This is a genomic window from Vibrio sp. 10N.261.51.A4 (assembly GCF_041471945.1).
GTDB classification, from domain to species: Bacteria; Pseudomonadota; Gammaproteobacteria; order Enterobacterales; family Vibrionaceae; genus Vibrio; species Vibrio crassostreae_C.
In genome coordinates this window covers 1-22,139 of the sequence record NZ_JBFRPJ010000030.1, presented here as the reverse complement: position 1 = coordinate 22,139, position 22,139 = coordinate 1, and the positions used below count along the sequence as shown (strand labels likewise).

At 45.1% G+C, this 22,139-nt stretch carries 21 protein-coding genes and 1 pseudogene; 14 read left to right on the top strand and 8 right to left on the bottom strand.

From position 1 onward, the window contains the following. The first annotated feature begins 188 nt into the window (after nucleotides 1-188). Nucleotides 189-1,826: a methyl-accepting chemotaxis protein gene (locus tag AB4384_RS07695; RefSeq protein ID WP_372129256.1), complete on the top strand. Its 1,638-nt coding sequence runs from the start codon at nucleotides 189-191 to the stop codon at nucleotides 1,824-1,826. A gap of 155 nt (nucleotides 1,827-1,981) precedes the next feature. On the opposite strand, the gene AB4384_RS07690 is transcribed toward AB4384_RS07695, so the two are convergent. Next, entirely contained in the window at nucleotides 1,982-2,329 is a 348-nt protein-coding gene (locus tag AB4384_RS07690; protein ID WP_017064934.1) for a DUF3316 domain-containing protein, read from the bottom strand. 209 nt (nucleotides 2,330-2,538) lie between these two features. Between AB4384_RS07690 and AB4384_RS07685 the strand changes: the two genes are divergently transcribed. Continuing rightward, nucleotides 2,539-3,408, top strand: coding sequence for a LysR family transcriptional regulator (locus AB4384_RS07685; RefSeq protein WP_017064933.1), 870 nt, complete (start codon nucleotides 2,539-2,541; stop codon nucleotides 3,406-3,408). A gap of 114 nt (nucleotides 3,409-3,522) precedes the next feature. Here the strand turns inward: AB4384_RS07685 and AB4384_RS07680 are convergent, their stop codons facing one another. Further along, a complete protein-coding gene (locus AB4384_RS07680) occupies nucleotides 3,523-5,184 on the bottom strand; it encodes a methyl-accepting chemotaxis protein (RefSeq protein ID WP_372129254.1) in 1,662 nt (553 codons plus the stop codon). Nucleotides 5,185-5,459: 275 nt separating this feature from the next. Between AB4384_RS07680 and AB4384_RS07675 the strand changes: the two genes are divergently transcribed. The 5 genes from AB4384_RS07675 to dgcA all read left to right on the top strand — a co-directional run bounded on the left by AB4384_RS07675 (nucleotide 5,460) and on the right by dgcA (nucleotide 10,025). Then, entirely contained in the window at nucleotides 5,460-5,972 is a 513-nt protein-coding gene (locus AB4384_RS07675; RefSeq protein ID WP_017111519.1) for an RNA methyltransferase, read from the top strand. A gap of 87 nt (nucleotides 5,973-6,059) precedes the next feature. After that, on the top strand, nucleotides 6,060-6,896 hold the full coding sequence (locus tag AB4384_RS07670; protein ID WP_017061675.1) for an SGNH/GDSL hydrolase family protein: 837 nt from the start codon (nucleotides 6,060-6,062) through the stop codon (nucleotides 6,894-6,896). 95 nt (nucleotides 6,897-6,991) lie between these two features. After that, nucleotides 6,992-7,882, top strand: coding sequence for a LysR family transcriptional regulator (locus AB4384_RS07665; protein WP_017066887.1), 891 nt, complete (start codon nucleotides 6,992-6,994; stop codon nucleotides 7,880-7,882). A 91-nt stretch (nucleotides 7,883-7,973) separates the two neighbouring features. Continuing rightward, nucleotides 7,974-8,981, top strand: coding sequence for an N-acetyltransferase DgcN (gene dgcN / locus AB4384_RS07660; RefSeq protein WP_017061677.1), 1,008 nt, complete (start codon nucleotides 7,974-7,976; stop codon nucleotides 8,979-8,981). Nucleotides 8,982-9,038: 57 nt separating this feature from the next. Further along, a complete protein-coding gene (dgcA, locus tag AB4384_RS07655) occupies nucleotides 9,039-10,025 on the top strand; it encodes an N-acetyl-D-Glu racemase DgcA (RefSeq protein ID WP_372129252.1) in 987 nt (328 codons plus the stop codon). A gap of 162 nt (nucleotides 10,026-10,187) precedes the next feature. On the opposite strand, the gene AB4384_RS07650 is transcribed toward dgcA, so the two are convergent. From AB4384_RS07650 to AB4384_RS07640, 3 genes are all read right to left on the bottom strand, one after another. Next, the gene (locus tag AB4384_RS07650; RefSeq protein WP_017061679.1) at nucleotides 10,188-10,343 is read right to left on the bottom strand and encodes a DUF3012 domain-containing protein; all 156 of its coding nucleotides are present in this window, start codon (nucleotides 10,341-10,343) and stop codon (nucleotides 10,188-10,190) included. Nucleotides 10,344-10,582: 239 nt separating this feature from the next. Beyond that, the gene (gene hpf / locus AB4384_RS07645; protein WP_017061680.1) at nucleotides 10,583-10,939 is read right to left on the bottom strand and encodes a ribosome hibernation-promoting factor, HPF/YfiA family; all 357 of its coding nucleotides are present in this window, start codon (nucleotides 10,937-10,939) and stop codon (nucleotides 10,583-10,585) included. 337 nt (nucleotides 10,940-11,276) lie between these two features. Further along, entirely contained in the window at nucleotides 11,277-11,534 is a 258-nt protein-coding gene (locus AB4384_RS07640; protein WP_229648214.1) for a hypothetical protein, read from the bottom strand. A 57-nt stretch (nucleotides 11,535-11,591) separates the two neighbouring features. Here AB4384_RS07640 and AB4384_RS07635 point away from each other — a divergent pair. After that, nucleotides 11,592-11,819, top strand: a pseudogene (locus tag AB4384_RS07635) (hypothetical protein); the annotation flags it as partial. 414 nt (nucleotides 11,820-12,233) lie between these two features. Then, nucleotides 12,234-13,664, top strand: a complete 1,431-nt coding sequence (locus AB4384_RS07630; protein ID WP_372129251.1) for a YfcC family protein — start codon at nucleotides 12,234-12,236, stop codon at nucleotides 13,662-13,664. Nucleotides 13,665-13,785: 121 nt separating this feature from the next. On the opposite strand, the gene glgC is transcribed toward AB4384_RS07630, so the two are convergent. Then, nucleotides 13,786-15,006 carry a glucose-1-phosphate adenylyltransferase gene (gene glgC, locus AB4384_RS07625; RefSeq protein WP_017064925.1) on the bottom strand — a complete coding sequence of 407 codons (1,221 nt, stop codon included), beginning with the start codon at nucleotides 15,004-15,006 and terminating at the stop codon, nucleotides 13,786-13,788. A gap of 402 nt (nucleotides 15,007-15,408) precedes the next feature. Between glgC and ompW the strand changes: the two genes are divergently transcribed. Further along, a complete protein-coding gene (gene ompW / locus AB4384_RS07620; protein WP_017071378.1) occupies nucleotides 15,409-16,059 on the top strand; it encodes an outer membrane protein OmpW in 651 nt (216 codons plus the stop codon). A gap of 201 nt (nucleotides 16,060-16,260) precedes the next feature. Next, nucleotides 16,261-18,072, top strand: a complete 1,812-nt coding sequence (locus AB4384_RS07615; protein ID WP_372129248.1) for a choice-of-anchor I family protein — start codon at nucleotides 16,261-16,263, stop codon at nucleotides 18,070-18,072. Nucleotides 18,073-18,179: 107 nt separating this feature from the next. Here AB4384_RS07615 and AB4384_RS07610 read toward each other — a convergent pair whose 3' ends face one another. Next, on the bottom strand, nucleotides 18,180-18,899 hold the full coding sequence (locus tag AB4384_RS07610; protein WP_372129247.1) for an SDR family oxidoreductase: 720 nt from the start codon (nucleotides 18,897-18,899) through the stop codon (nucleotides 18,180-18,182). Between the two features lie 210 nt (nucleotides 18,900-19,109). On the opposite strand from AB4384_RS07610, the gene AB4384_RS07605 reads away from it, so the two are divergent. Then, a complete protein-coding gene (locus tag AB4384_RS07605) occupies nucleotides 19,110-20,015 on the top strand; it encodes a LysR family transcriptional regulator (RefSeq protein ID WP_136974130.1) in 906 nt (301 codons plus the stop codon). 64 nt (nucleotides 20,016-20,079) lie between these two features. Here the strand turns inward: AB4384_RS07605 and AB4384_RS07600 are convergent, their stop codons facing one another. Next, on the bottom strand, nucleotides 20,080-20,418 hold the full coding sequence (locus AB4384_RS07600; protein ID WP_004733017.1) for a helix-turn-helix domain-containing protein: 339 nt from the start codon (nucleotides 20,416-20,418) through the stop codon (nucleotides 20,080-20,082). 105 nt (nucleotides 20,419-20,523) lie between these two features. Between AB4384_RS07600 and AB4384_RS07595 the strand changes: the two genes are divergently transcribed. Next, a complete protein-coding gene (locus AB4384_RS07595) occupies nucleotides 20,524-21,291 on the top strand; it encodes an SDR family NAD(P)-dependent oxidoreductase (RefSeq protein WP_065584096.1) in 768 nt (255 codons plus the stop codon). A gap of 135 nt (nucleotides 21,292-21,426) precedes the next feature. After that, the gene (locus AB4384_RS07590; RefSeq protein ID WP_372129246.1) at nucleotides 21,427-22,080 is read left to right on the top strand and encodes a cupin domain-containing protein; all 654 of its coding nucleotides are present in this window, start codon (nucleotides 21,427-21,429) and stop codon (nucleotides 22,078-22,080) included. Nucleotides 22,081-22,139: the final 59 nt, after the last annotated feature.

The following is a 22,139-nucleotide window of genomic DNA, read 5'->3' as shown; positions in this document are numbered from 1 at the left end:
TCAGCAGCAAATAAGTCTAAATCAGAGAGTATTTTAGTCGCCGAAAGTTAACCTTTGATTGAAAAAACATCACACGAATTTACGGTATCGTTTGCTATGAGATGAAGCTCACAAAAGCTTAGCGGGATTTTATATGTGTGCTGTATATTGCGCGCGCATCCCTATTTGAAGTGTGGTTATTAATCCCAATGAATATCAATAATCTTTCGATTAAGAGTAAAATCGCGATCCCGCTGTTGGTGATTGTGATTGTTTTTTCTACCGTTACTGTGCTCAACGTTATCAGATCAAATGCTCAAGCTGCGATTAATAATGAGCTCAATAATGTGGTTCAGCCCGTGTTAGACAATTTGGAAGATGGGTATCGTGACATTTATCAAGTTATCGCTTCTGCTCAAGGTCTATTACTCTCGAAAGACCAAGCGGCGATTGAGTACCAAAAATTTGAATTTAAAGACAACGCTTACAAAGCGGTTCCTCGTTTTGAAAGTGTCGAAACCTTGTATCAAGCGGGCGTGTTGGATCCATCTTCACGTGGCGAGTTATCAAAGCTTGTTAACGCGATGAGCAAGTGGGTGGCACTGCACGAGCCAATGTTCGCTGATCCGGCAAACGCAGACCAATACAATATTGATTACTCACCAGCGCTTGACGCAGAGTTTGCGATCATTCGTACTCAATTGCGCGATATCCGAACTCTGATCGAATTGAAACAGAAAGAGCTTCGCCAGCAAGCCGATGACTCTATTGAATCAAGCAAATTGATCATTGAAGTAGGTATGGCCGTTGCTGTTTTCGCTGCATTTTTCGCTATGTGGTTATCGAATCGCTTTATCGTTCAGCCAATCCAGAACGTAGAGAAAGCGATGAATGAGATCGCATCGGGCGACGGTAACTTGTCTCAACGTATGAAGGTCGAAGGTAATGACGAGATCGCTCGTTTGAGTTCTGCTTTTAACCAGTTTGTTGGCAAGATCCATGTCACCGTGGAGCAAGTTATTCTCACATCGAACGCAGTACGTGGCGAGATGGAAAACATCAAATCACTCACGCAAAGTGTTGCTGAATTCTCGTCTAATCAACAGCGAGAAAGTGAAGTGGTCGCGGCTGCAGTTCATGAAATGCAAGCAACCAGTGAAGTGGTGAGTGGTAACGCATTAGATGCGGCAACCGCAAGTAACGTTGCAAACCATGAAGTGGAATCGGCCGATACTACGCTTGGCTTAACTGTTACTTCGATTGAACGCCTTGCTCAAGATATCGAGAACGCGGGTGGTGTGGTTCAAGAACTAGATACAGACGTGAAGAACATCGCCTCAATCCTTGGCGTGATCAAAGGTATTGCAGAACAAACCAACCTACTTGCTTTGAATGCGGCTATTGAAGCGGCACGAGCGGGTGAACAAGGCCGTGGCTTTGCGGTTGTGGCTGATGAAGTTCGAGCGCTTGCGAGTAAAACTCAAGACAGCACTGGCGAAATCCAATCAATGATTGAACGCTTAGAAGTGGGTGCTAAACACGCGGTTGGTGTGATGACTGAAAGCAAAGTGAGTGGCGAGAAAACCATTGTTCAAGCGGGTACTGCGGCGTCTTCTTTGAGCGAGATTCGTAATTCTATCGGTATGATGAACGAAATGAACACTCAAATCGCGACTGCGGCTTCGCAACAGTCTCAAGTGTCTGAAGAAGTGAATAAGAATGTTCAACGCATCGCTGAAAGCACCATGCAAATGGTTGAGATGGCAAGCAGCGCAGAAAATGCATGTATGGCATTGGCTGAACAGTGTGAAGCGCTAGATAGCCTTGTGTCTCAGTTTGAAGTGTAATTTTCAAAATTAGACAGACGCATATGAGCCGATAATGGTTGCTCGTATTGAGTCCGATTAATCAGCGGTGAACGACAAAAAAGCCCGCACTCTATGAGTGCGGGCTTTCTTTTTGACTAGGTGATCAGTTTTTAGACCTGATCAATCACTCAGTGTTAGCTGCTAAGACCGTCTTTGTATGTGTAACGGTAGTCCACTTTTACGTTCGCTTGGTAGTGGATGTCGCCGTTCATGTTAGTGATCTTTTTCACTTCCATATTTGCATCATCAATCTTGAACGAATCGTATTTGGTTGTCTGTTGGAACTGTGGCAGTTCTCTTGAAAGCTCAAAAGGTGTTTTTGCGCGTAACTCATCCATAAGGTTGGTGCCTGCATCGTATGCTTCGACTTCACTAGCATATGTGTCAGATTTTAGCGTTGTTTCTTGAATTGTTGTTTTAGTTGCTGCAAACGCAGTGGTGCTGAGTACAAGAGTTGATGCAAGTATGATTAACTTCTTCAAAGGGATACCTTACTTTGTTGTACCAGTGTTTTAGAGATTCTCACCCTAGCAATAGGGGATGAGGTTAATGTTAGGACAAAAATATGGTTCTGTAAGGGAATGACTATAGGTGCCGAAGATTAATGCACAGCGCATATCAAGCAAGGTGACACTGATATCTAACTTCAATACACTGTATGGGTAACCAAAGTTCAGCATAAGGTAAAGGCATGGCCAATTGGGAAGGGGTAAGTGAGTTTGTTGCAGTGGCAGAGCGTGAAAGCTTTACTGGTGCGGCGCAGAAGCTCGCTACGTCGGTGGCTCAAATCAGTCGGAGAGTAGCAAACCTCGAAGAACGACTCGCAGTGAAACTGCTCAATCGAACGACTCGAAAGGTGTCTCTTACAGAGGCTGGGCAACTCTATTACCAACAATGTAAGTTGTTGGTCGAAGGTTTAGAAATTGCTGAGCTTGCGGTCACGCAGATGCAATCAACACCCAAAGGCTTACTGAAAGTCACCGCGCCTGTGACTTATGGTGAGCGCCAACTCGCCCCAATACTGCATCAATTCTTAAAGCTTCACCCGCAAGTAGAGCTTGAGCTGATGCTGACCAATCAAAAGCTCGATCTTATCGATTCGGGTGTTGATGTTGCGATTCGTCTTGGCCGCTTGGAAGACTCAAGCCTTGTGGCAAAGAGGCTGTCTCAACGCCAACTTTATGTATGTGCAAGCCCTGAATATATTGAACGTTATGGCGAGCCGCATACATTATCAGAATTAAATAATCACCAATGTTTAGTCGGTGGATTTGAACATTGGCGTTTCAAAGAAAATAGACGCCCTCGCTCAGTTCGTGTTAACGGACGCATTAAGTGCAACAGTGGTTTAGCCTTGTTAGACGCAGCTAAGCAGAGCATTGGCTTGGTGCAGTTGCCTGAATACTATGTGAGTGAAGACCTTGATTCTGGTGAGTTGGTTGAGGTGCTGTCCGATTATCGAGATGACAAAGAAGGGATCTGGGCGCTTTATCCTCAGAACCGCAACTTATCTTCAAAGGTTCGCCTGCTGGTGGACTTCCTTTCTGAGCAATTGGATTAGTGTATGGCTTAAAACCTCCACCGATAAAAACGGGCTTCAGAATAGAGATTCTGAAGCCCGACGTGTTTTAGGATTAATTAGCGTTTGATTACGGCTTACTAGACCGAAAATGTATTAGACGGTGAAGCGATCTACCAAGTGATACAGCTCATTTGCACGACTGTTGAGGTTTTGGCTACCTGTACGGTTTTGATTCGCGAGTTCGGCCGATTGTGAGCTTTGGTCAGAAATCACCACGATGCGTTGAGATATCTCTTGGCCGACAATATTCTGCTGTTCAGTCGCTGTCGCAATAAGCGAGTTCATGTCCATGATGGTATCAATCGACGCTTGGATCTTCGCCAGTGCTTCGGCTGCGGCATTCGCTTCTTCCACGGTTTGCGCACTTCGGTTTTGACTTGAATCCATCGCTTTCACAGCAGCATCTGAGGCAGCTTTAAGTTGCTCAATCATCTTATGAATGTCGCCAGTGCTCTCTTGAGTACGGCTTGCTAGCTTACGTACCTCATCGGCTACTACAGCAAACCCACGCCCTTGTTCGCCCGCCCGCGCAGCTTCAATCGCGGCATTCAACGCAAGTAGGTTAGTTTGCTCGGCAATGTCTTGGATGACCGCCAATGAAGAGGAGATGTTTTGTACATCGCCTTCTAAACGAGACACCACGGTGTTCGCTTCTGATACTTCGCTCGCTAGGCCTGCCACCGAGTCTGCAGCTGCGTTTACGATCTGTTGCGCTTCTTTTGCATTGCCCTCTGCAAGCTTGGCGGAATCCGCCGCTTGGCTAGCGTTGCTCGAGATCTCTTGCGCCGTTGTGGTCATCTCAGTCATCGCTGTTGCAACTTGTTCTGTCTCTTCACGTTGCCCTGTAGCAATCTCGTCGACCTGCGCAGCACGAGAAGACATGCTAGATGTCTCGGCTACGACTTGCTGACCGACATCACTTACGCTGCGAATGATGGTTTGCAGGCTTGCCACAAAGGCATTGAAGTTCTCGCTGAGTTTTGTGAACTCGGGCGCTTTGAAGGTTTCCATTCGAGCGGTTAAGTCAGCTTCGCCACTCGCGAATGCGCTGATTGAACGATCAAACTGCTCGAATGGTTGCATGATGGTACGGTTGACGGCAACGGCAAACACAGCAACTACTAGGGCAATCAAACCACAGAATATAGCGATGGCCGTCAATGAGCTTTGTAACGCAGCATTTGAGCTCTCTTTCATCTCTGCGATGACCGCATCGATGTCGTCAGTATAGAAGCCTGTACCTAGCATCAAGTCCCACTGGGGAACGAATATCGAGTAGCTCAGTTTCGGTAGGGCTTCGGATTGACCAAGTTTTGGAAAGTAGTAGGTGGTGAATTCACCAAGCTTTGAGTTCTTGATCAAGTCACGAATCAGGTAGTTGCCTTTTTTGTCTTGCAGGTCGTAGTAGTTGTTACCAATACCATCGTTGTTTTGTCCAACAACCACTCGAACGCCTTTAGAGTCGTAGCCAAAGATGTAGCCAGATTCGCCATATTCGAGTGTTCTTAATGTTGGTAAGGCTTCTTCTAATGTTGCACCTCTATCCAAAAATGGGCTGATCGAAGAGTAGGCCATTTGTAGATACGCTTTGAGTTCCTTTTCTTTCATCGCCATCATATTGCTACGCGTCGATTCAACTTGCTGTGCGGTTAGCTCGGTGCTCTTCATATACGTCACGCTCATCATGCCAATTGCCATTAGTAGCAACGGAATGAAAGAGAGAATATAAAGGCGGTTTTTGATGGTTAGGGTCATGTCACGCTTCCTGTGTGATTATCTCATGCAATTTTCAACACATTATTAATGTGGTTTTAAAATGTAAATGGACTTGTTGTTGAATTGTTATCCAGAAATATTTTTGTTTTATAAACATGATGGCGGTTAGGTTTTTGACGTTAGAAGCCTTGCAACTAGGGGCTTAATGATAAAAAGAGCGGTTTGTTACGATGCTTTTGAATTTGGCGCTGCTTTGGTAGAATGCGACGCTTTGTAGCACCCTGCTATGTCTATTCGTTAAGTGAGAAAGATTCATGAACAAAAGCCATGTGACTATTGGTTTAACTAACCCAAAGAGCCCGACAAACGTTGGTGCTGTTATGCGCGCGGCTGGTTGTTACCAAGTCGACGAAGTTAAATACACAGGGCAACGCTACGAAAAAGCCGCTAAATTTCATACCGATACCAAGAGTGCTGCGCGTACTATCCCACTAACGGGTGTCGAGTCGTTTTTGGATAACCTTGATTCAGAAACGAAAATTGTTTGTGTAGAACTCGCTGAGGGTGCAACACCACTGCCGCGTTTTAAACACCCAGAAAATGCCATCTATATCTTTGGCCCTGAAGACGGTTCTATTTCTCAAGATGTCGCCGACAGAGCAGATCATGTTGTTTATGTACCAACAGTAGGCTGCATGAACTTGGCTGCGACAGTTAACGTGCTGCTTTATGATCGCCTTGCTAAGTCAGATGAAATGGACGAGAGCAACGAGCTCATTAAGAAAAGCCGCGATAACCGTAACCATCTGCTAATCAAAGAAAAGTAATTCTCTGCTTCTAGTGTTATCTATCCCGTACGCAATCGGATATTATCTTGAGTTCATCATCAGATAATTGAAGGGTTAGATAACACCATGGAAGACAAGCAATTACTTGCCGCGCTACAGCAACACTCTGTCCTCGATCTCTATCAGTTATTCCAAGAAGTTGGTCAAAACCGCTCTTTGTATGCATTACTAGAGAGGTTATCTTCCCTTAAAGAACATCATCAACTGAGTACTCGTCTTAGCCCTTTTAAGCCTCATATCGAAGGATTGCTAGCTCAATTTGATAGCGCCACGCCAGATAGCGAGATCCTCAAGGCAGTCGCTCTTCAGTCTGAGATTCAGCAACGAGGCCACAGTATGAGTCGTTACATCATGACATCAGATAACCATCGCCATTTTTCCCCAAGTGCAGACCTAGTCATGTTTGGTGATTCGATCACCGAATGGGCCCCGTGGGCGGATATCTTTCGCGATGTTTCGATGGTCAACCGTGGCTTAGCGGGTGACACCACAACTGGCATGTTGCGCCGTATTGATACCACGTTGAATGTGAAGCCAAAGCTGGTGTGTTTTATGGCAGGGATAAACGATTTAGCTCAGGGTTATGATGTCGACCATATCTACCAGAACTACATTGATATGCTTAAGGTGTGGCAAGAAAATGAGATTCGCATATTGGTGCAATCAACGCTTTATGTTGGCTCTAAACTGCAAGGTTTAAATCCGTCGGTTGAACTGCTCAATAGCAAGCTAAGCGAGTACTGTACACAGCAAGGCATTGCGTTCTTAGATGTGAATTCAGTATTGTCGCCTAATAAGCTGTTGTCGAACAAGTACTCGTGTGATGATCTGCATTTGAATGCGAAGGCTTATCAAACTTGGGCTGAGATACTTCAACCTACGATAGCTGAGCTACTAAAATAGACTCACGCAAAACGCTAGCTAGACCGATAAACAGCTTAGCTAATACAAGAAAAGCCAAACCCTAGATTTGTTTCGCGAACCATAAGGACATCAATGTGAACCTAAGACAATTGGAAGTCTTTTACGCCATTATGCAGACCGGAACCGTATCTGGAGCCGCGCGCAGCTTGCATGTGTCGCAACCAAACGTGACCCGTATTTTGGCGCACACGGAGCAACAACTTGGGTTTGGCTTATTCGAACGAGTTAAAGGGCGGTTGGTGCCAACGGTTGAGGCAAAAACCTTACTGCCAGAAGCGGAAAAGGTGTATCAGCAATTGGGGCAATTTCGATCTCTGACCAACAAAGTGAAGCAAGGCCATCAGCATTTACGCATTGGTGCGCCGCCGATACTGGCGACTAAATTACTAACTCAGGTAATAGCCCAAATGTCTCGGGAACAAGAGCTATCTTTTGAGTTGCTGACTGCAAACCGTGATGAGCTGTGTGCTGGGTTATTAAAGCATGAGCTTGATATTGCTATCGCGTTTGGCGATGAAGCACCGCCTGCGATATTAAGTGAAACGCTATTAACCGAATCACTAAAGGTTTTAGTTCCTTCCAATACGGTTGATCATTTCCCCGCGGAATTAACGTTAGATGATCTGATCAATTATCCGCTGCCAATCATCGGGCTCGATAGCCGCGATCCATTAGGCCTCCTGTTACATCAACGCCTTATTGCACGTGAGCAGCATTATCACCACCCGATATCTGTACGTGGGTATAGCGCCGCTGCGGAACTGGTCAAGCACCAAGCGGGGTTTGCGATTGTTGATCCGTGGACGGCAGAGCAATATCAAAATGACGATGCGGTCTGTGTGTTGCCGCTTCAACCAGACATCCAATTTTCGGTATCGATGCTTTGCGCAGAGCACACCCCTCAGTCGATTTCCGTTAAGCAATTTATCGCTTCATTGAAAATCCATACTCACCCTATAACTTAAGGTTATAGGCTCGCCATAAATAGGCATTCGGCAGCTTCGAAGTTCTTAATTAAAGTAAACCCATACAAGGGCTTATTAATTAGGAATACTCATGTCGATCGCTCAACCTTACCTTCTTTTTCTTGGGGATGTTACTGACCCACTCGCTGCAAAAACAGCTCGCGGTATTCATCAATGGCGACCAGAAATCTGCCTAGGTCAACTGCGTTTAACGGGTGATACCGTTTCACTGGGCTTAACGGATATGACCCTGCAAGAGGCGCAAGCGCAGGGCGCGAAGACGCTAGTGATTGGTACCGCAAATCCGGGTGGTGTTATTCCTGATTCTTGGCAGTCAACCATTATGGCCGCTGCAGAAATGGGATATGAGATTGCATCTGGCATGCACCAACGATTGAGCGAATTTTCACCGCTTGCTGACATGCAGCAACAAGGATTGACTAAGCTTCATGATGTACGCCATTTTGACGGTGTTCTTAATGTTGGTAACGGTAAGCTTCGTCAAGGTAAGCGCCTGCTTACTGTCGGAACTGATTGCTCAGTAGGCAAAATGTTCTCGGCATTAGCGATTGAAAAGTCGCTTAAACAAGCGGGAACATCCGCTCAGTTTAAAGCGACAGGGCAGACAGGTATTTTGATTGAAGGCAGCGGTATTTCGATTGATGCGGTGGTTGCGGATTTTATTTCTGGCGCAGTTGAAGCGATTAGCCCTGATTTTACCGACCACGATTGGGACATCATTGAAGGGCAAGGCTCTTTGTTCAACCCTTCGTTTGCAGGCGTGAGTTTGGGTCTTTTACATGGCGCACAAGCTGATGCCTTAGTGCTGTGTCATGAAGTTGGGCGACCACATATTCGTAACCTTCCTCATGCTAAATTACCAAGCATAGAACAGACGATTGAAGCCAACTTGCAAGCGGCGCGACTGACTAATCCAGACGCGAAGCTGGTGGGTATCTGCTTGAACACGTCGGCGATTAGCATTGAAGAGGCTGAGACATTGTGCCAAGAATGGACCACACTCTATCAAGTGCCAGTGACGGACCCAGTGCGCTTTGGTGTACAACACATTACTGATCATTTGCGACATTCACTTTAACGACTTCATCATTTCTACGTTTCCATTTGTTAAAGTGAACATCAACCGAGTGAAATTATGAAGATTACAGCTGAACCCATTATTATCGCGATGCAAACGCCTTTTCGCATCTCTCGTGGCAGTCGAACTGAGTGTCACGTTGTTCGTGTTTACATTGAACATGGTGGCAAACGAGCTCAGGGCGAATGCACGCCTTACCCACGATACGGCGAGTCATCGGAGTCTGTGTTAGCGCAAATCCAACAAGCGTCTAGCGCACTTGAAGCTATGTTTGAACGAGGCGTTACTGATCCGGCAGAGCTAAGAGATCATCTTCAGTCTTTATTGACCGGAGGGGCAGCGCGCAATGCGGTCGATTGTGCGCTTTGGGATTGTGAAGCTCAGCAGAACGACCAGACGTTTCCGAATAGCTTGTTTGAGTTGCCTGCTCAAATCGTGACTGCAATGACAGTCTCGATTGGCACGCCAGAAGGCATGGCGACTCAGGCTCGAGACTATGTCGCGAATGGTGCGAAACTTCTGAAAGTGAAGCTTGACGGCGAGCAGGTGGTAGAGCGTGTTCGCGCGGTACGAGAAGCTGCGGCAGATGTTCAAATTGTATTGGATGCGAATGAAGCGTGGACAGGATTGAATCTCGAAGAGTTGTTCAATCAACTGGTAGAATTTGATATTGCGATGATCGAGCAGCCGTTACCCCAACAGCACGATGCCTCATTGGCGCACATCAAGCACCCGATACCACTGTGTGCTGATGAAAGCTGTCATACCACTTCGCAACTTTCATCTTTGTTAGGCAAATATGAAATGGTCAACATCAAGCTCGATAAAACAGGTGGTTTGACCGAAGCATTGGTACTTGCTGAAGAAGCTCAAAGGCTAGGATTTACGCTGATGTCGGGTTGTATGCTCGGTACATCGCTGGCGATGCGTGCAGCTCTGCCTATCGCCGTTCAATCTGAAATCGTCGACCTCGATGGCCCAGTCTTACTTGGTCAAGATGTAGTACCATCACTGACTTATCGAGATGGGATGATTGTTCTTTAAGTTCCTAACAAATTAGCTAGGAATCTCTCCATACAAAAATCGCATAAGCGTTAACTTATGCGATTTTTTGTTTGTACCGTTTTACAGAGATAAGTAAACCATACTGCAACTACTCACTTGCTTCATTGAGTGGGGTGTACTGAACTGCTAAATACAACCCGCCTAGAAAATGCAGTGCTTGGCAAAATCGCCCGCTTCATTAGCCGTCCAGTCGCCTTTAGGCTTTTCTTTCATATCGGCACACCAAGCTTCACTGCCCACTTCTGTACAAGCCATTAGTTGCGTGGCAAGGAAAAGTATCAACGCGATTTTCTTCATAATAAACATTCCGTTGTCGTCTAAATTTCTGCTTATAACTGTATCAAATACCACAAGTGATTGTTATAGCTGCTAAGAACCTAAGGGCGTAAAAAATGATGCGGGTTAGTGTTGAGTTCGAGGGGCGTTAAAGAAGGAAGGTTTGCTTGGCTTTAAGATCGAAAAAGCCAGTAACATGTGCTGGCTTTGAAATTCTTAATAAGTGTCTATTCGTTATTTCGCTTTAACTACTTATCGATTTATACCAATTTCATCTCTTGGATGATGTCCGAAGCAATCTCTGGCTTCGTGCTTGTTGGTTTCTCGTGTAGGTCGGCTTTCAATTGTCCCTTACGGTTACTTAGGCCAGCTTCAAGTTTCTTGAGTGCTGCAGCGATAGCTGGGTACATAACATCGTCTGTCGATTTTGCTGTTACTCGTACACCTTCGTAGTTGGTGAATACTTCAACCTGATGTTGACCGTGTTCTTTAGTAATGATGATGTCGCAACTGATCAGTGATGGGAAATGGTTAGATATCTTCTCGAATTTACCTTCGATGTCTTTGCGTGACTCGTCGTTAATTGATACATGATGTGTTTGAACATTTATTTTCATAAATCATACCTTTCCAATGACTGTGTCATTTAAACGTAGCAAACATCGGATAGATTAACCAACTGAGAATTAGCACATGTGTGATTGACTTCAGTGTTATCAAATATTCTCTTGTTACTCCCTTGAAAGTCCGATGAACTGATCGCATATTATGTTTCGTGTTTTAAAGACATGTTCAAAAAAACTCCATCCTTGATAATTTGCGCTAACCTACAGCGAATTCCCAGTGAATCTCTCTTTATCGGTTTTATAATTCCGAACTTGTCACTCCATTGATTTTCTTTCCAGCTCACTCACTTTTTCTTCTTTGATTAAAAACTCAGCTTAAGTTACTAATTTATAGACACTCAACTGCCCACTCCATATTGAAGTGAAACTCTCCTGCTGTGAGTTGAGACTCGGGTATGGTAATGCGTGCTCGAATATCGACTTCTTTATTGGATGCCAGTTGATCGACAGGAAATTCGACGCCCTGACGCCAATAATTAATGTCACCTTCATAGCGAACCGGCGTTTCGACTTTGAATCGCACAAGTTCTGAAATGCGAGACTCATCAATTGAGCCTAGATCAATATGTTGCAGTTTGAGCAACAATCGAGAATCTTTGCGATTGGACTCAAGCTTAAGCGTTATCGCTCGGCCATCGTATTCTCGGCCACTGAATTTAAGCCGTTTAAGCGTATTAAAACCATCAAAGCCATTAAGATTGATGCAGAAATGCTGGAGCTGTTAGGCAGTGAAGATGGCAACACGGCGATGATCAAAGTGAGCTGGGATGAGAAGGGAATGAAGGTCTATAAGGATGGCTACTTAGCAGATTATGAGTACGGGATTGCCCCTCATGAGATGCAAGAAAACTACGAATTAGCACCTAAGTAACTCGATTCGATTGCAGAAAAGCGCCTTACTTATTAGTGGGCGCTTTTCTTTTGCTCACCAAAGCATGACGAAACTCACACTTTTCTGACAATTAATGACTCGTTATGCTAGTATGCGCCGCTTGTCTTTGTAATTGATAAAAAACGCATTACCCAAACAGTCTTTTTCTGTTTATCTGCTTGTAATGACCTCATTCAGTTTGGCCTGACTTGGCCGAACATCTGCATTTTGCTCGGACGCAAAGAGAGTAATACTCACTACTTCACTATGTACATTTGAGAGCACCATCTATCAAAGGCCTTTTCGAAACAACCTAAATTAGCGCGAACTTAGTTCAGCGTGAAGGGTTTCGTTTTTCCAAAAATCCCTCCGGCGGCTAAGTGAACCTTAGTTGCTGACAAATAAGGAGTCTATATGACGACTACGGTATCTACATCCGTACCTACATCTCAAGCTGCTAACGCAGCGCCCACAGAGAAAGAAGTAAACCACCCGTTTCTCTCTTTGGTTATCATGGTGATCGTTGCTGCAATTGCAACTTACTTCATCCCTGCTGGTGAATTCGAGCGAGTGGTCATGAATGGCCGCACGGTTATCGACCCAGACAGCTACACACAATTGACCAGCAACCCAACAACATTAGCCTCTTTTTTCGAATCATTTTTTAAAGGCTTCAAATCCGCTTCTGGCGTGATGGGCGTTGTGGTATTTGTGGGTGGTGCTTTTGGCATTATCAAACACATGGGTCTGTTAGACGCATCCGTTGTTGCACTAACTACTAAGCTAAAGAAGCAAGGCTTATACGTGATTGCGCCTGTGATCATGACGGCGATCTTCTTCAACGTTACCTTCACCGGTATGCGTGAACTTGATGTCATTTTCATCTCTTTGATGATCCCGATCTGTATCAAGCTTGGCTATGACGCGATTACGGCACTTGGCGTTGTTTTACTGGCAAGTTGTGCCGGTTTCGCGGCCGCTTTGGCTAACCCATTCTTTACGGGTATTGCACACACTATCGCTGAACTGCCTATGTATTCAGGCATGTGGTACCGCTTTATTGTTGGTATGTTCATGTTGTTAACGGGTGCATGGTATGTGCTTAACTACGCGCGCAAAGTTAAGCAAGATCCGACCAAAGGCTTGTTACACGGCACGGGTTACCACTATGAATCAAATGTTGAAGCGAAAACACTGACCACACGTGAAAAGCTTGCGGGCATCGCGTTCTTGGGCGTATTCGCATACATGATCTTCGGCACGTTGACGATGGGGTTCGGCTTCACCGAGATTGCGGGTGCATTCGTGGCGATGGCGATTATTCCGGGTTTGGTGGCGGGCTTATCTCCGAACAAGATTTGTGAGTACTGGACCAAAGGTGTTAGCGATGTATTGGTTGCGGTACTGATCATCTTCTTTGCTCGTTCAGTGCTAACCATTATGGAAGACGCGAAGATTGTTGATTCTATTATCTTCTATCTCGCACAAATCATTTCTGGTAGCTCTAAACTTGTGGCAGCAGTAGGGATCTACTTCTCGCAGGCTGCGATCAACCTGTTCATTCCGTCGGGCAGTGGCCAAGCGGTGATTACCATGCCAATCATTATTCCATTGGCAGATATTGGTGAAGTGACTCGCCAAGTGGCTGCACTGGCTTCTCAATTGGGTGATGGTATTTCTAACTATATTTACCCAACCAATGGTGGCTTGTTAGCGGTATTGGCTATTGCAAAAGTGCCTTACACCAAGTGGGTTCGTTTCTTCTTACCACTGTTCTTGTTCTGGTCGGTAGGCGCTTTGATTTCAGTTGTGATTGCTCAAATGATTGAGCTAGGGCCTTTCTAAGGTTTCTGTTTAATCGAATACATGGACAGTTAAGGCTTAACTGAAGCTGTGTGAGTAAATAAGAAGGCAGCGAATTCGCTGCCTTTTTTCGTTTAAAGAAAAGCTATTCCAACGTTAAAGGTTACTCTTCAAATTGGTAAGAAGAGGGCACCACAATCACGCCTTGTTTTGATATGTGGAAGCGTTTCGCATCGGCAAGGCCATCAAGACCGATCTGGGTTCCGTCAGGCACCTTAACGTTCTTGTCGATGATGCAGTTTTGTATGTGGCAATTTTTTCCAATCTCAACATCTTCAAACAGAATACTATCAATCACAATCGCGGCATTGCTGACTTTCACTTTCGGGAAGAAGATTGAGTTTTGCGCCGAGCCGCCTTCAATTACAACGCCATTCGCTATCATCGAGTTGATGAATATTCCTTGATTACCTTCAACTGAAGCAATGGTTCGTGCGGGTGGCAGCTGCGGTTCGTAAGTACGAATCGCCCAATCAGGTTGATATAAATCGATAGGCGAAGCTGGCTTTAACAGGTCCATATTCGATTGGTAATAAGAGTCGATAGTACCAACATCTCTCCAGTACGCATCTTGGGTCACTCGGCCTTCTTCATCCCCAAACTTGTATGCGTAAACACTGTTGTTGCCCACCAATTTAGGAATGATATCTTTACCAAAATCGTGGCTTGAGTTCGGATCTTCGGCGTCCGCCAGTAGCGCTTGTGTTAGCACTTCTTTATCAAAGACATAAATACCCATTGAAGCCATGCTTCGAGTTGGCCTACCAGGTACACATGCAGGGTAACGTGGCTTCTCGGTAAAGTTATTGATCTCTAGAGATTCATCTATCTCCATCACACCAAACTCTTTGGCTTCGTCAATCGAAACCTCCATGCACGCCACAGTTAGGTCGGCCTCGTTCTTTTTGTGCTGCTTGAGCATTGGCGCGTAATCCATGCGATAGATATGGTCGCCAGATAACACCACCACATGCTTGGCTTCACTGCGAGACAGCAGATACAAGTTTTGATAAATCGCATCGGCAGTACCGCTGTACCAGCTATCACCGGTTCGCATTTGTGGGGGAACATTGGTGATGTATTCGCCGAGCTCGGGGTTAAGCACCGACCAACCATCACGTAAGTGTTTTTGCAAAGAGTGAGACTTGTACTGAGTTAGCACCAGAATTTGGCGAAGTCCGGAGTGCAGGCAGTTCGCGAGTGTGAAATCGATGATTCGATATTTGCCACCAAAAGGTACCGCAGGTTTTGCACGGTTATCGGTGAGGGGAGAAAGCCGAGAGCCAACACCGCCGGCCAGAACGATTGTTAGAGTGTCTTGCATAGTCAGAACCTCAATGTATTTATGATTATTAACATAGACTTGCAAGCACTAAGCCAAATGTAACTCATTGAATATTATACGAGGCGAGATTGATTCTTGTTGTTCTGCACCAAAATGATGCGCGTGAGATATTGGCTTGCTCTATTTTGATCCAAAAAAGATCCGAATAGAGTGAATTGTTTGGATTAACAAAATGACGCACGGAAAAACTGCATTACAAAACTGTCAATAAAATGAAGGAATAAAGTGATCGGCTCGATATAAATTTACATAAATAATCACAACTTTTCACAAATTGATTTCCATCAATAAAGTAGGGTTATTCTATGATACCTTGCACGCAAAATAAGAAATGATTACTCATTCACCAATAAAGATTAAGCCCCCCAAAAGGAAATTATAATGAAAAAAACAGTATGTGGTATTGCGGTTATTGCGGCTCTTATGTCAACCAATGTTCTTGCTCATAAAGAAGGTGATTTCATCATCCGTGCAGGTGCAGCAATGGTATCTCCAAACGACAGCAGTGGTGATGTACTAAACTCACCAGGTTCTGAGCTATCTGTAGATTCAAATACTCAACTTGGCCTAACATTTGGCTATATGTTCACTGATAACGTTAGTTTAGAAATTCTTGCAGCAACACCATTTTCACATACGGTATCTACTGATTTACTTGGACTAGGTGATATTGCAGATGTTAAACACCTTCCGCCTACACTTATGGTTCAGTACTACTTTGGTGAAGCGAACAGTGAAATTCGCCCTTATGTGGGTGCAGGTATTAACTACACGTTCTTCTTTGATGAAAAATTTAACGGAACTGGTAAAGACGCTCAACTACGTGATTTGTCTCTTGATGACTCTTGGGGGCTTGCAGCAAATATTGGCGTGGATTACATGATCAATGAAGACTGGTTCCTAAATGCATCTATTTGGTATGCAGATATAGATACAACTGCAAAGTATAAAGATACAGCGGGTAACCAGTACTCAACAGACGTTGATATCGACCCATGGGTATTCATGATCGGTGGTGGTTACAACTTCTAATCTCCCTATTCAGTTTACTAAAGGCGCTCAAGCATCAGCCAGCTTGGGCGCTTTTTTTTCTTACTTGTTAATAGAGTGCTCGCCTTAACTCTCTGTTGTTATGAGTGAAAGAAACCTATTGTCATCATTTATTGTTAATAAAAGAGAAAGATAAGTGTCATCAAAGCCTTCTATGATCGCGATTCAAATTATGGAGGATATATGAATCGTAAATTTAATAAGCTGACATTATTACTGCCTATCGCGGTTAGTTCTGCTCTAGTAGGCTGTTCTCAACCAACATCACCAACGACTGCTACGCCATCTCAAACGTCACTTGATGCTTTTAGCCTTCAATGCCAATCCATCGAGCAACCAAGCGCTTCCAATGCTGAGGTAACTGGAATCAGCCTAGTTGGCCGTTCAATCGCCGACGCTCCGTTTGATACGTCTGCAGCCGAAATCGTCAGCTACGATTCATGTACCGATAAGCTTTATGTGGTTAACGCTCAAGCTCAGAAAGTCGATGTGTTGTCGATGAACGCTGATAGCGCACCGACATCTGAGGGTTCTATCGACCTTCAATCAGCCGCTACAGCTTCTGGGATTGATATTGGTGCAGCGAACAGCGTGTCGACTCATCAAGGATTAGTTGCGGTCGCGATTGAGAATGCGGACAAGCAACAAAATGGCATTATTGCTCTGTATCGCTCAGACACACTAGAGCTGATCACCACTTACACAGCTGGCGCACTGCCAGACATGGTGAGCTTCTCGAAAGATGGTCGCTACATTGCTTCTGCAAATGAAGGTGAGCCGAATGCGGATTACAGCATTGATCCTGAAGGTTCGGTGACATTGGTGGATTTAGCGAATGGGCCGATGCAAGCGAAGGTCACTCAGATTAATTTCAAGGCATTTAACCAAGGTCAGCCTCGTCACCAGGAATTAACCGATAAGGTTCGAATTTCAGCTCCGGATGCGACCGTTGCTCAAGACCTAGAGCCTGAATACCTAACGTTTACTGACAACGGCAAACTCTACGTTGCCCTGCAAGAGAACAACGCACTAGCAGCGATTGATGTCGCAACTGCAGAGGTGGATGCGATTCTTGGTTTAGGCGGCAAACCTTGGGATAGCGCGCAATTGGATGCGTCGAATAAAGACAAAAATATCGGCAACCTACAAAGCTACGCGATGTTAGAAGGGCTTTACATGCCAGACAGCATCACCAGCTACAGTGTCGATGGCAATACCTACATCGTGACGGCGAACGAAGGTGACGGCCGCGAGTATGGCATCAAGACAACGCAAAAAGAGTGTGACGATAAAGGCTTTGAGTGGGATGGCGATGACTATAAAGGCACCGAAAACTACACCACAGAGAAAGACTTTTGTATCGCTTATGTTGATGAAGTACGTGGCAAGAAGCTAGATGTTGACGCTAACCACCCATTGGCTGGAGCGTTGAAAGATAACAAGCAACTGGCTCGCCTAAAGGTGATTAAGCCACAAGGAACACTTGCTGCTGACCAAAAGGTTCAAGCATTCGGTAGCCGCTCTTTCTCTATTTGGGATGAGTCTGGCGAGTTAGTGTTTGATAGCGGTGATGATTTCGCTCGAATCGTTCTTGAACAAGATCCTGCAAACTTCAACAGCACCAATGATAACAACCAAAGTGGTGACGATCGCAGCGATGATAAAGGGGTAGAACCTGAAGCTATCGAAGTGGCTGAGATCAACGGTAAGCACTATGCCTTTATCGGCCTTGAGCGCCAAGGTGGCATCATGGTTTACGACGTAACACAGCCTAAGAACGCAAGTTTCATCAGCTACTTGAACAACCGAGACTTCACACAACCAGTGTGCACTAAGGTTGATGAAGACGGTGATTGCGACAACGAGACTTACAACGCTAAAGCGGGTGATTTAGGTCCAGAATCAATCAAGTATTTCACTCGTTCTGGTAACCACTTTATTGCGGTTGGCAACGAAGTGAGTGGTAGCACGTCAGTTTACCGCGTTGAGTTTTAATCACGCTTCTTACTAGCAATTAGATTGAATCAAAACAAAAGCGCCACGACTTGTTAAGTCGTGGCGCTTTTTTAGTTCATCGCTTATTTATTAGCGATGGCAAAGGCCTATGGCTGTTGCTTAGTTGGTGCTAGAGCAATCTCACGGATACATACATTCTGTGGTTGTTGGTAAGCGAATGATACAGCGCGAGCGATATCGTCAGCTGCCAATACGCCACCCATGTCTTCTTTCCAAGAATCGTAACCGTCTTTGATCTCTTGAGATGTTGTGTGAGACAGAAGCTCAGTTTCTACAGCACCCGGTGCGATAGTGGTAACACGAACATTTGAAGCCGCCACTTCTTCACGAACGTTCTCAGAAATAGCGTGTACCGCGAATTTAGTACCACAGTAAGCTGCGTGGCTTGGGAATGTTTTCTTACCCGCAATTGAGCTGATGTTGATGATAGTACCCGTGTTGCGTTCTATCATCGGAGCAAGTACAGATTGCATGCCGTTTAGAAGACCAATTACGTTCACGTCGAACATTGTCTTCCACTCTTGTGCGTCTTGAGTATCAATTTGACCAAGAAGCATTGCACCAGCGTTGTTGATAAGCGCGTCTACAGGGCCAAACTTCTCTTCACCTTGTGCGATTGCTGCATCAAAAGACGCTTTGTCTGTTACGTCTACTTTTACTGACAGTGAGTTTGGTAGGTTCAACGCTTCAAGGCGGTCAACACGACGAGCTAAAAGTAGCAGAGGGTGACCTTCATCGCTTAGACGACGAGCGATTGCTTCACCAATACCAGAGCTTGCACCTGTAATTACGATTAGTTTTTTCATTTTATTTCCTCTGTACTTTTATTGCGCCGGTTGGCTACGACGTATTGTTTAAGTGCATTCGAATCAAGTGCTTGTTGCCTTGCTTCGTTGCGATGGAGGTATATTAAGGAAAATAGCATTGTTGATATATAGCGCTTTACTTGAAACACTGTTGCTGTGGTGCAACAATAAAAGCGTCTATCTCATAACTTCATTAGTAAGCTGGCGACTATGCTCAATCAAATTAACCTGTCTGATATTCGCTCCTTCGTGCTTATCGCTCGTTTAGGTAATTTCACCAAAGCGGCGGAGGAGTTGGATGTGTCTCGTTCACACGTATCACGCCAAGTGAGTAGTTTAGAAAAGCAGATGGGTGTGACACTGTTTATCCGCACCACTCGAACCTTGAGGCTGACTCACGCAGGGCAAGATCTGTACGCAAGATGTGAACAAGCCTTAGATAATATAGACCAAGCATTGATTGCTGCTGTCGACGATGTCGAAGAAGTACGTGGCGACATAAAAGTAAACTGTGTTGGCGGTTATCTGGGCGAGGTGATCATCGCGGATCTGGTCAATGAGTTTATGCAGCTATACCCAGATATCAGCATCAGTCTTGATTTCAGTAGTAACCGAGTCGATTTGATTGAAGACGCCTTTGATATCGCATTTCGTATGGGAAGCTTAGAAGACGCGGGCTTTATCGCAAGAAAGCTTTTGGACATAGAGATGGGAACACTCGCAAGCCCAGAGTATTTTGCTCGTAAAGGAAAGCCAAACCATCCTAAAGATCTCATCCACCATGATTGCTTAACGGGCTCGGTGCGTAAGTGGAGCTTTCAAGCTTTGGATGACACCAAAAAAACAGTCGATGTGCATGTGACGGGCAGACTGCAATGTAAAAATGGGCGAGTGTTGGTGCAGGGCGCTAAGTCGGGAAATGGGATTATTCGTGTTCCAACCATCTATTGCTTACAAGAGATCAATGATGGGCAATTGGAGCAGGTGTTTAATGAGTGGATAGTGCCGAAAGTGGACTTTTCAGCGATCTACCATCGAGACCGCTATCAACCAAGTCGAATTCGAACCTTCATTGATTTTGTAAAAGGTCGCTTTGAGCAAATGCCAGTGAGCTAAGTGCTGCTTGTTGCCTTCCTTTTTCTGTCTGCTATTTTTTGGCAATAGTTGGACTGGCTCGAACTTACATCTCGTCGATTTCGTTTTGTAGGTTTTCCAGCTGGTCTAGAATCAACAAGAACTTCTCGCCGAACGGCGTCACTTGGTATTCAACTCTTGGTGGTAGTTCGTTGAACATTTGCTTGTCTAAAATTCCAAATTCTACATTTCGCTTCAAGCATTCATTCAATACTTTGGTCGATAACCCTTCGACCGAGCGCACCATTTCACCGGGGCGATTAATGCCATTTGCCAGTAATTGGTAAACCGTTAGCGACCATTTACAGCCGTAGATGGTTTCGACCATACGAGCGGAACGCTCTGGTGCCGATTTTCTTGAAAAAAAGTTTTCCTGATTTTTCATAAAGATGTACCAATAAGTACCTACCTAACCGATTTGTACTTACTATTCATAGTGTTAGTTCAAAGCCTAAGATTACCACGTTCACATGACTTAGGAGATAACAAAATGAACTTCACTAAAAATGGTATTGCAGTCGTAATTGGTGGCACAAGCGGCATGGGCTTTGAAACAGCGAAGCAGTTAGTCGCTCAAAACATCCATGTGTTGGTGGTCGGCAATAACCCAACTAAGTTAGATAAAGCGGTGTCAGAGCTGCAATCGCTCGGTCATGCTTCAGGCTGGCAAGCTAACCTTTATGATGATGCAAGTGTGTCTCGTCTTATTACGCATTTAGAGTCGCTCGAAGAAGGTATTGGTTACCTTGTGAATGCGGCTGGTTACTTCAACCCTAAAGCGTTTATTGAACACCAAGAATCTGATTACGAGCAATACATGCAGCTCAATAAAGCAACCTTCTTCATCACTCAAGCTGTCAGCAAGTTGATGATCAAAAACGGTGGCGGAAACGTGGTAAATGTAGGCTCTATGTGGGCCAAACAAGCTATTAGAGCGACACCATCCTCTGCGTATTCAATGGCAAAAGCTGGCTTGCACGCTTTAACACAGCACATGGCGATGGAGCTTGCGGACTACAACATTCGCGTGAATGCGGTTTCTCCTGCTGTTGTTAAAACGCCGATTTACGAATCTTTCATCAAACCTGAAGAAGTGGATCAAGCGCTAGAAGGCTTCAACGCGTTCCATCCTATTGGTCGAGTAGGTTTGCCGAAAGACATCGCTAATAGCATCTCTTTCCTACTGTCAGACAGTGCAGATTGGGTAACGGGTGCAATCTGGGATGTTGATGGCGGAGTGATTGCTGGCCGCAATTAATTAGGATTCTTTTTAGGTGGCTATCGCGCAGGCAAAATAGCAGCGAGATAGCCTCCTTGATCAGTATTCGCGTAGAATAGAAACGAGAAAGACAACAATAATAATTAAAACGATAACAAGAGTAAGGTCGCCATTATGTTCAATATGGACTTTTCAAAGAGACTGGTTATAGAAACCGAGACATTAGATTGGGTCGCAAGCCCTGCTAAAGGGGTTTGGCGTAAGCCACTTGAAAGAGAAGAGAAAGAATCGGGCCACACGACCAGCGTGGTGAAGTACGATCCTGACTCTTCGTTTTCTGAGCACCCACATCCGCAAGGTGAAGAGATCTTCGTATTAGAGGGTGTGTTCTCTGATGAAACTGGCGATTTCCCCGCTGGCACTTATATCCGTAATCCGCCGGGCAGCGCGCATTCCCCATCCAGCAAAAATGGCTGTACGATCTTGGTTAAGCTCAACCAGTTTGACGCGAGAGACTTAACTCAAGTTCGTATTAGTACTTTGGAAACAGAATGGCTTCAGGGTATTGGCGGCTTACAAGTGATGCCACTGCATGAGTTCGAACACGAGCATGTCACTTTAGTTAAGTGGCGTGTTGGCGAACGTTTTCAGCCGCACCGTCACTTTGGTGGAGAAGAGATCTTTGTGTTGTCGGGCACCTTTAAAGATGAACATGGCGTGTACCCGAAACATACTTGGATGCGTAGCCCTCACATGAGCGAGCATTTCCCTTATGTGGAAGAAGAGACGGTCATCCTAGTGAAAACAGGTCATTTGCCACTGATATGATGATTATCTCGATAAGTAAAATAGAAAGCCGCTTACTAAAAGTGAACTGACCCCCAATA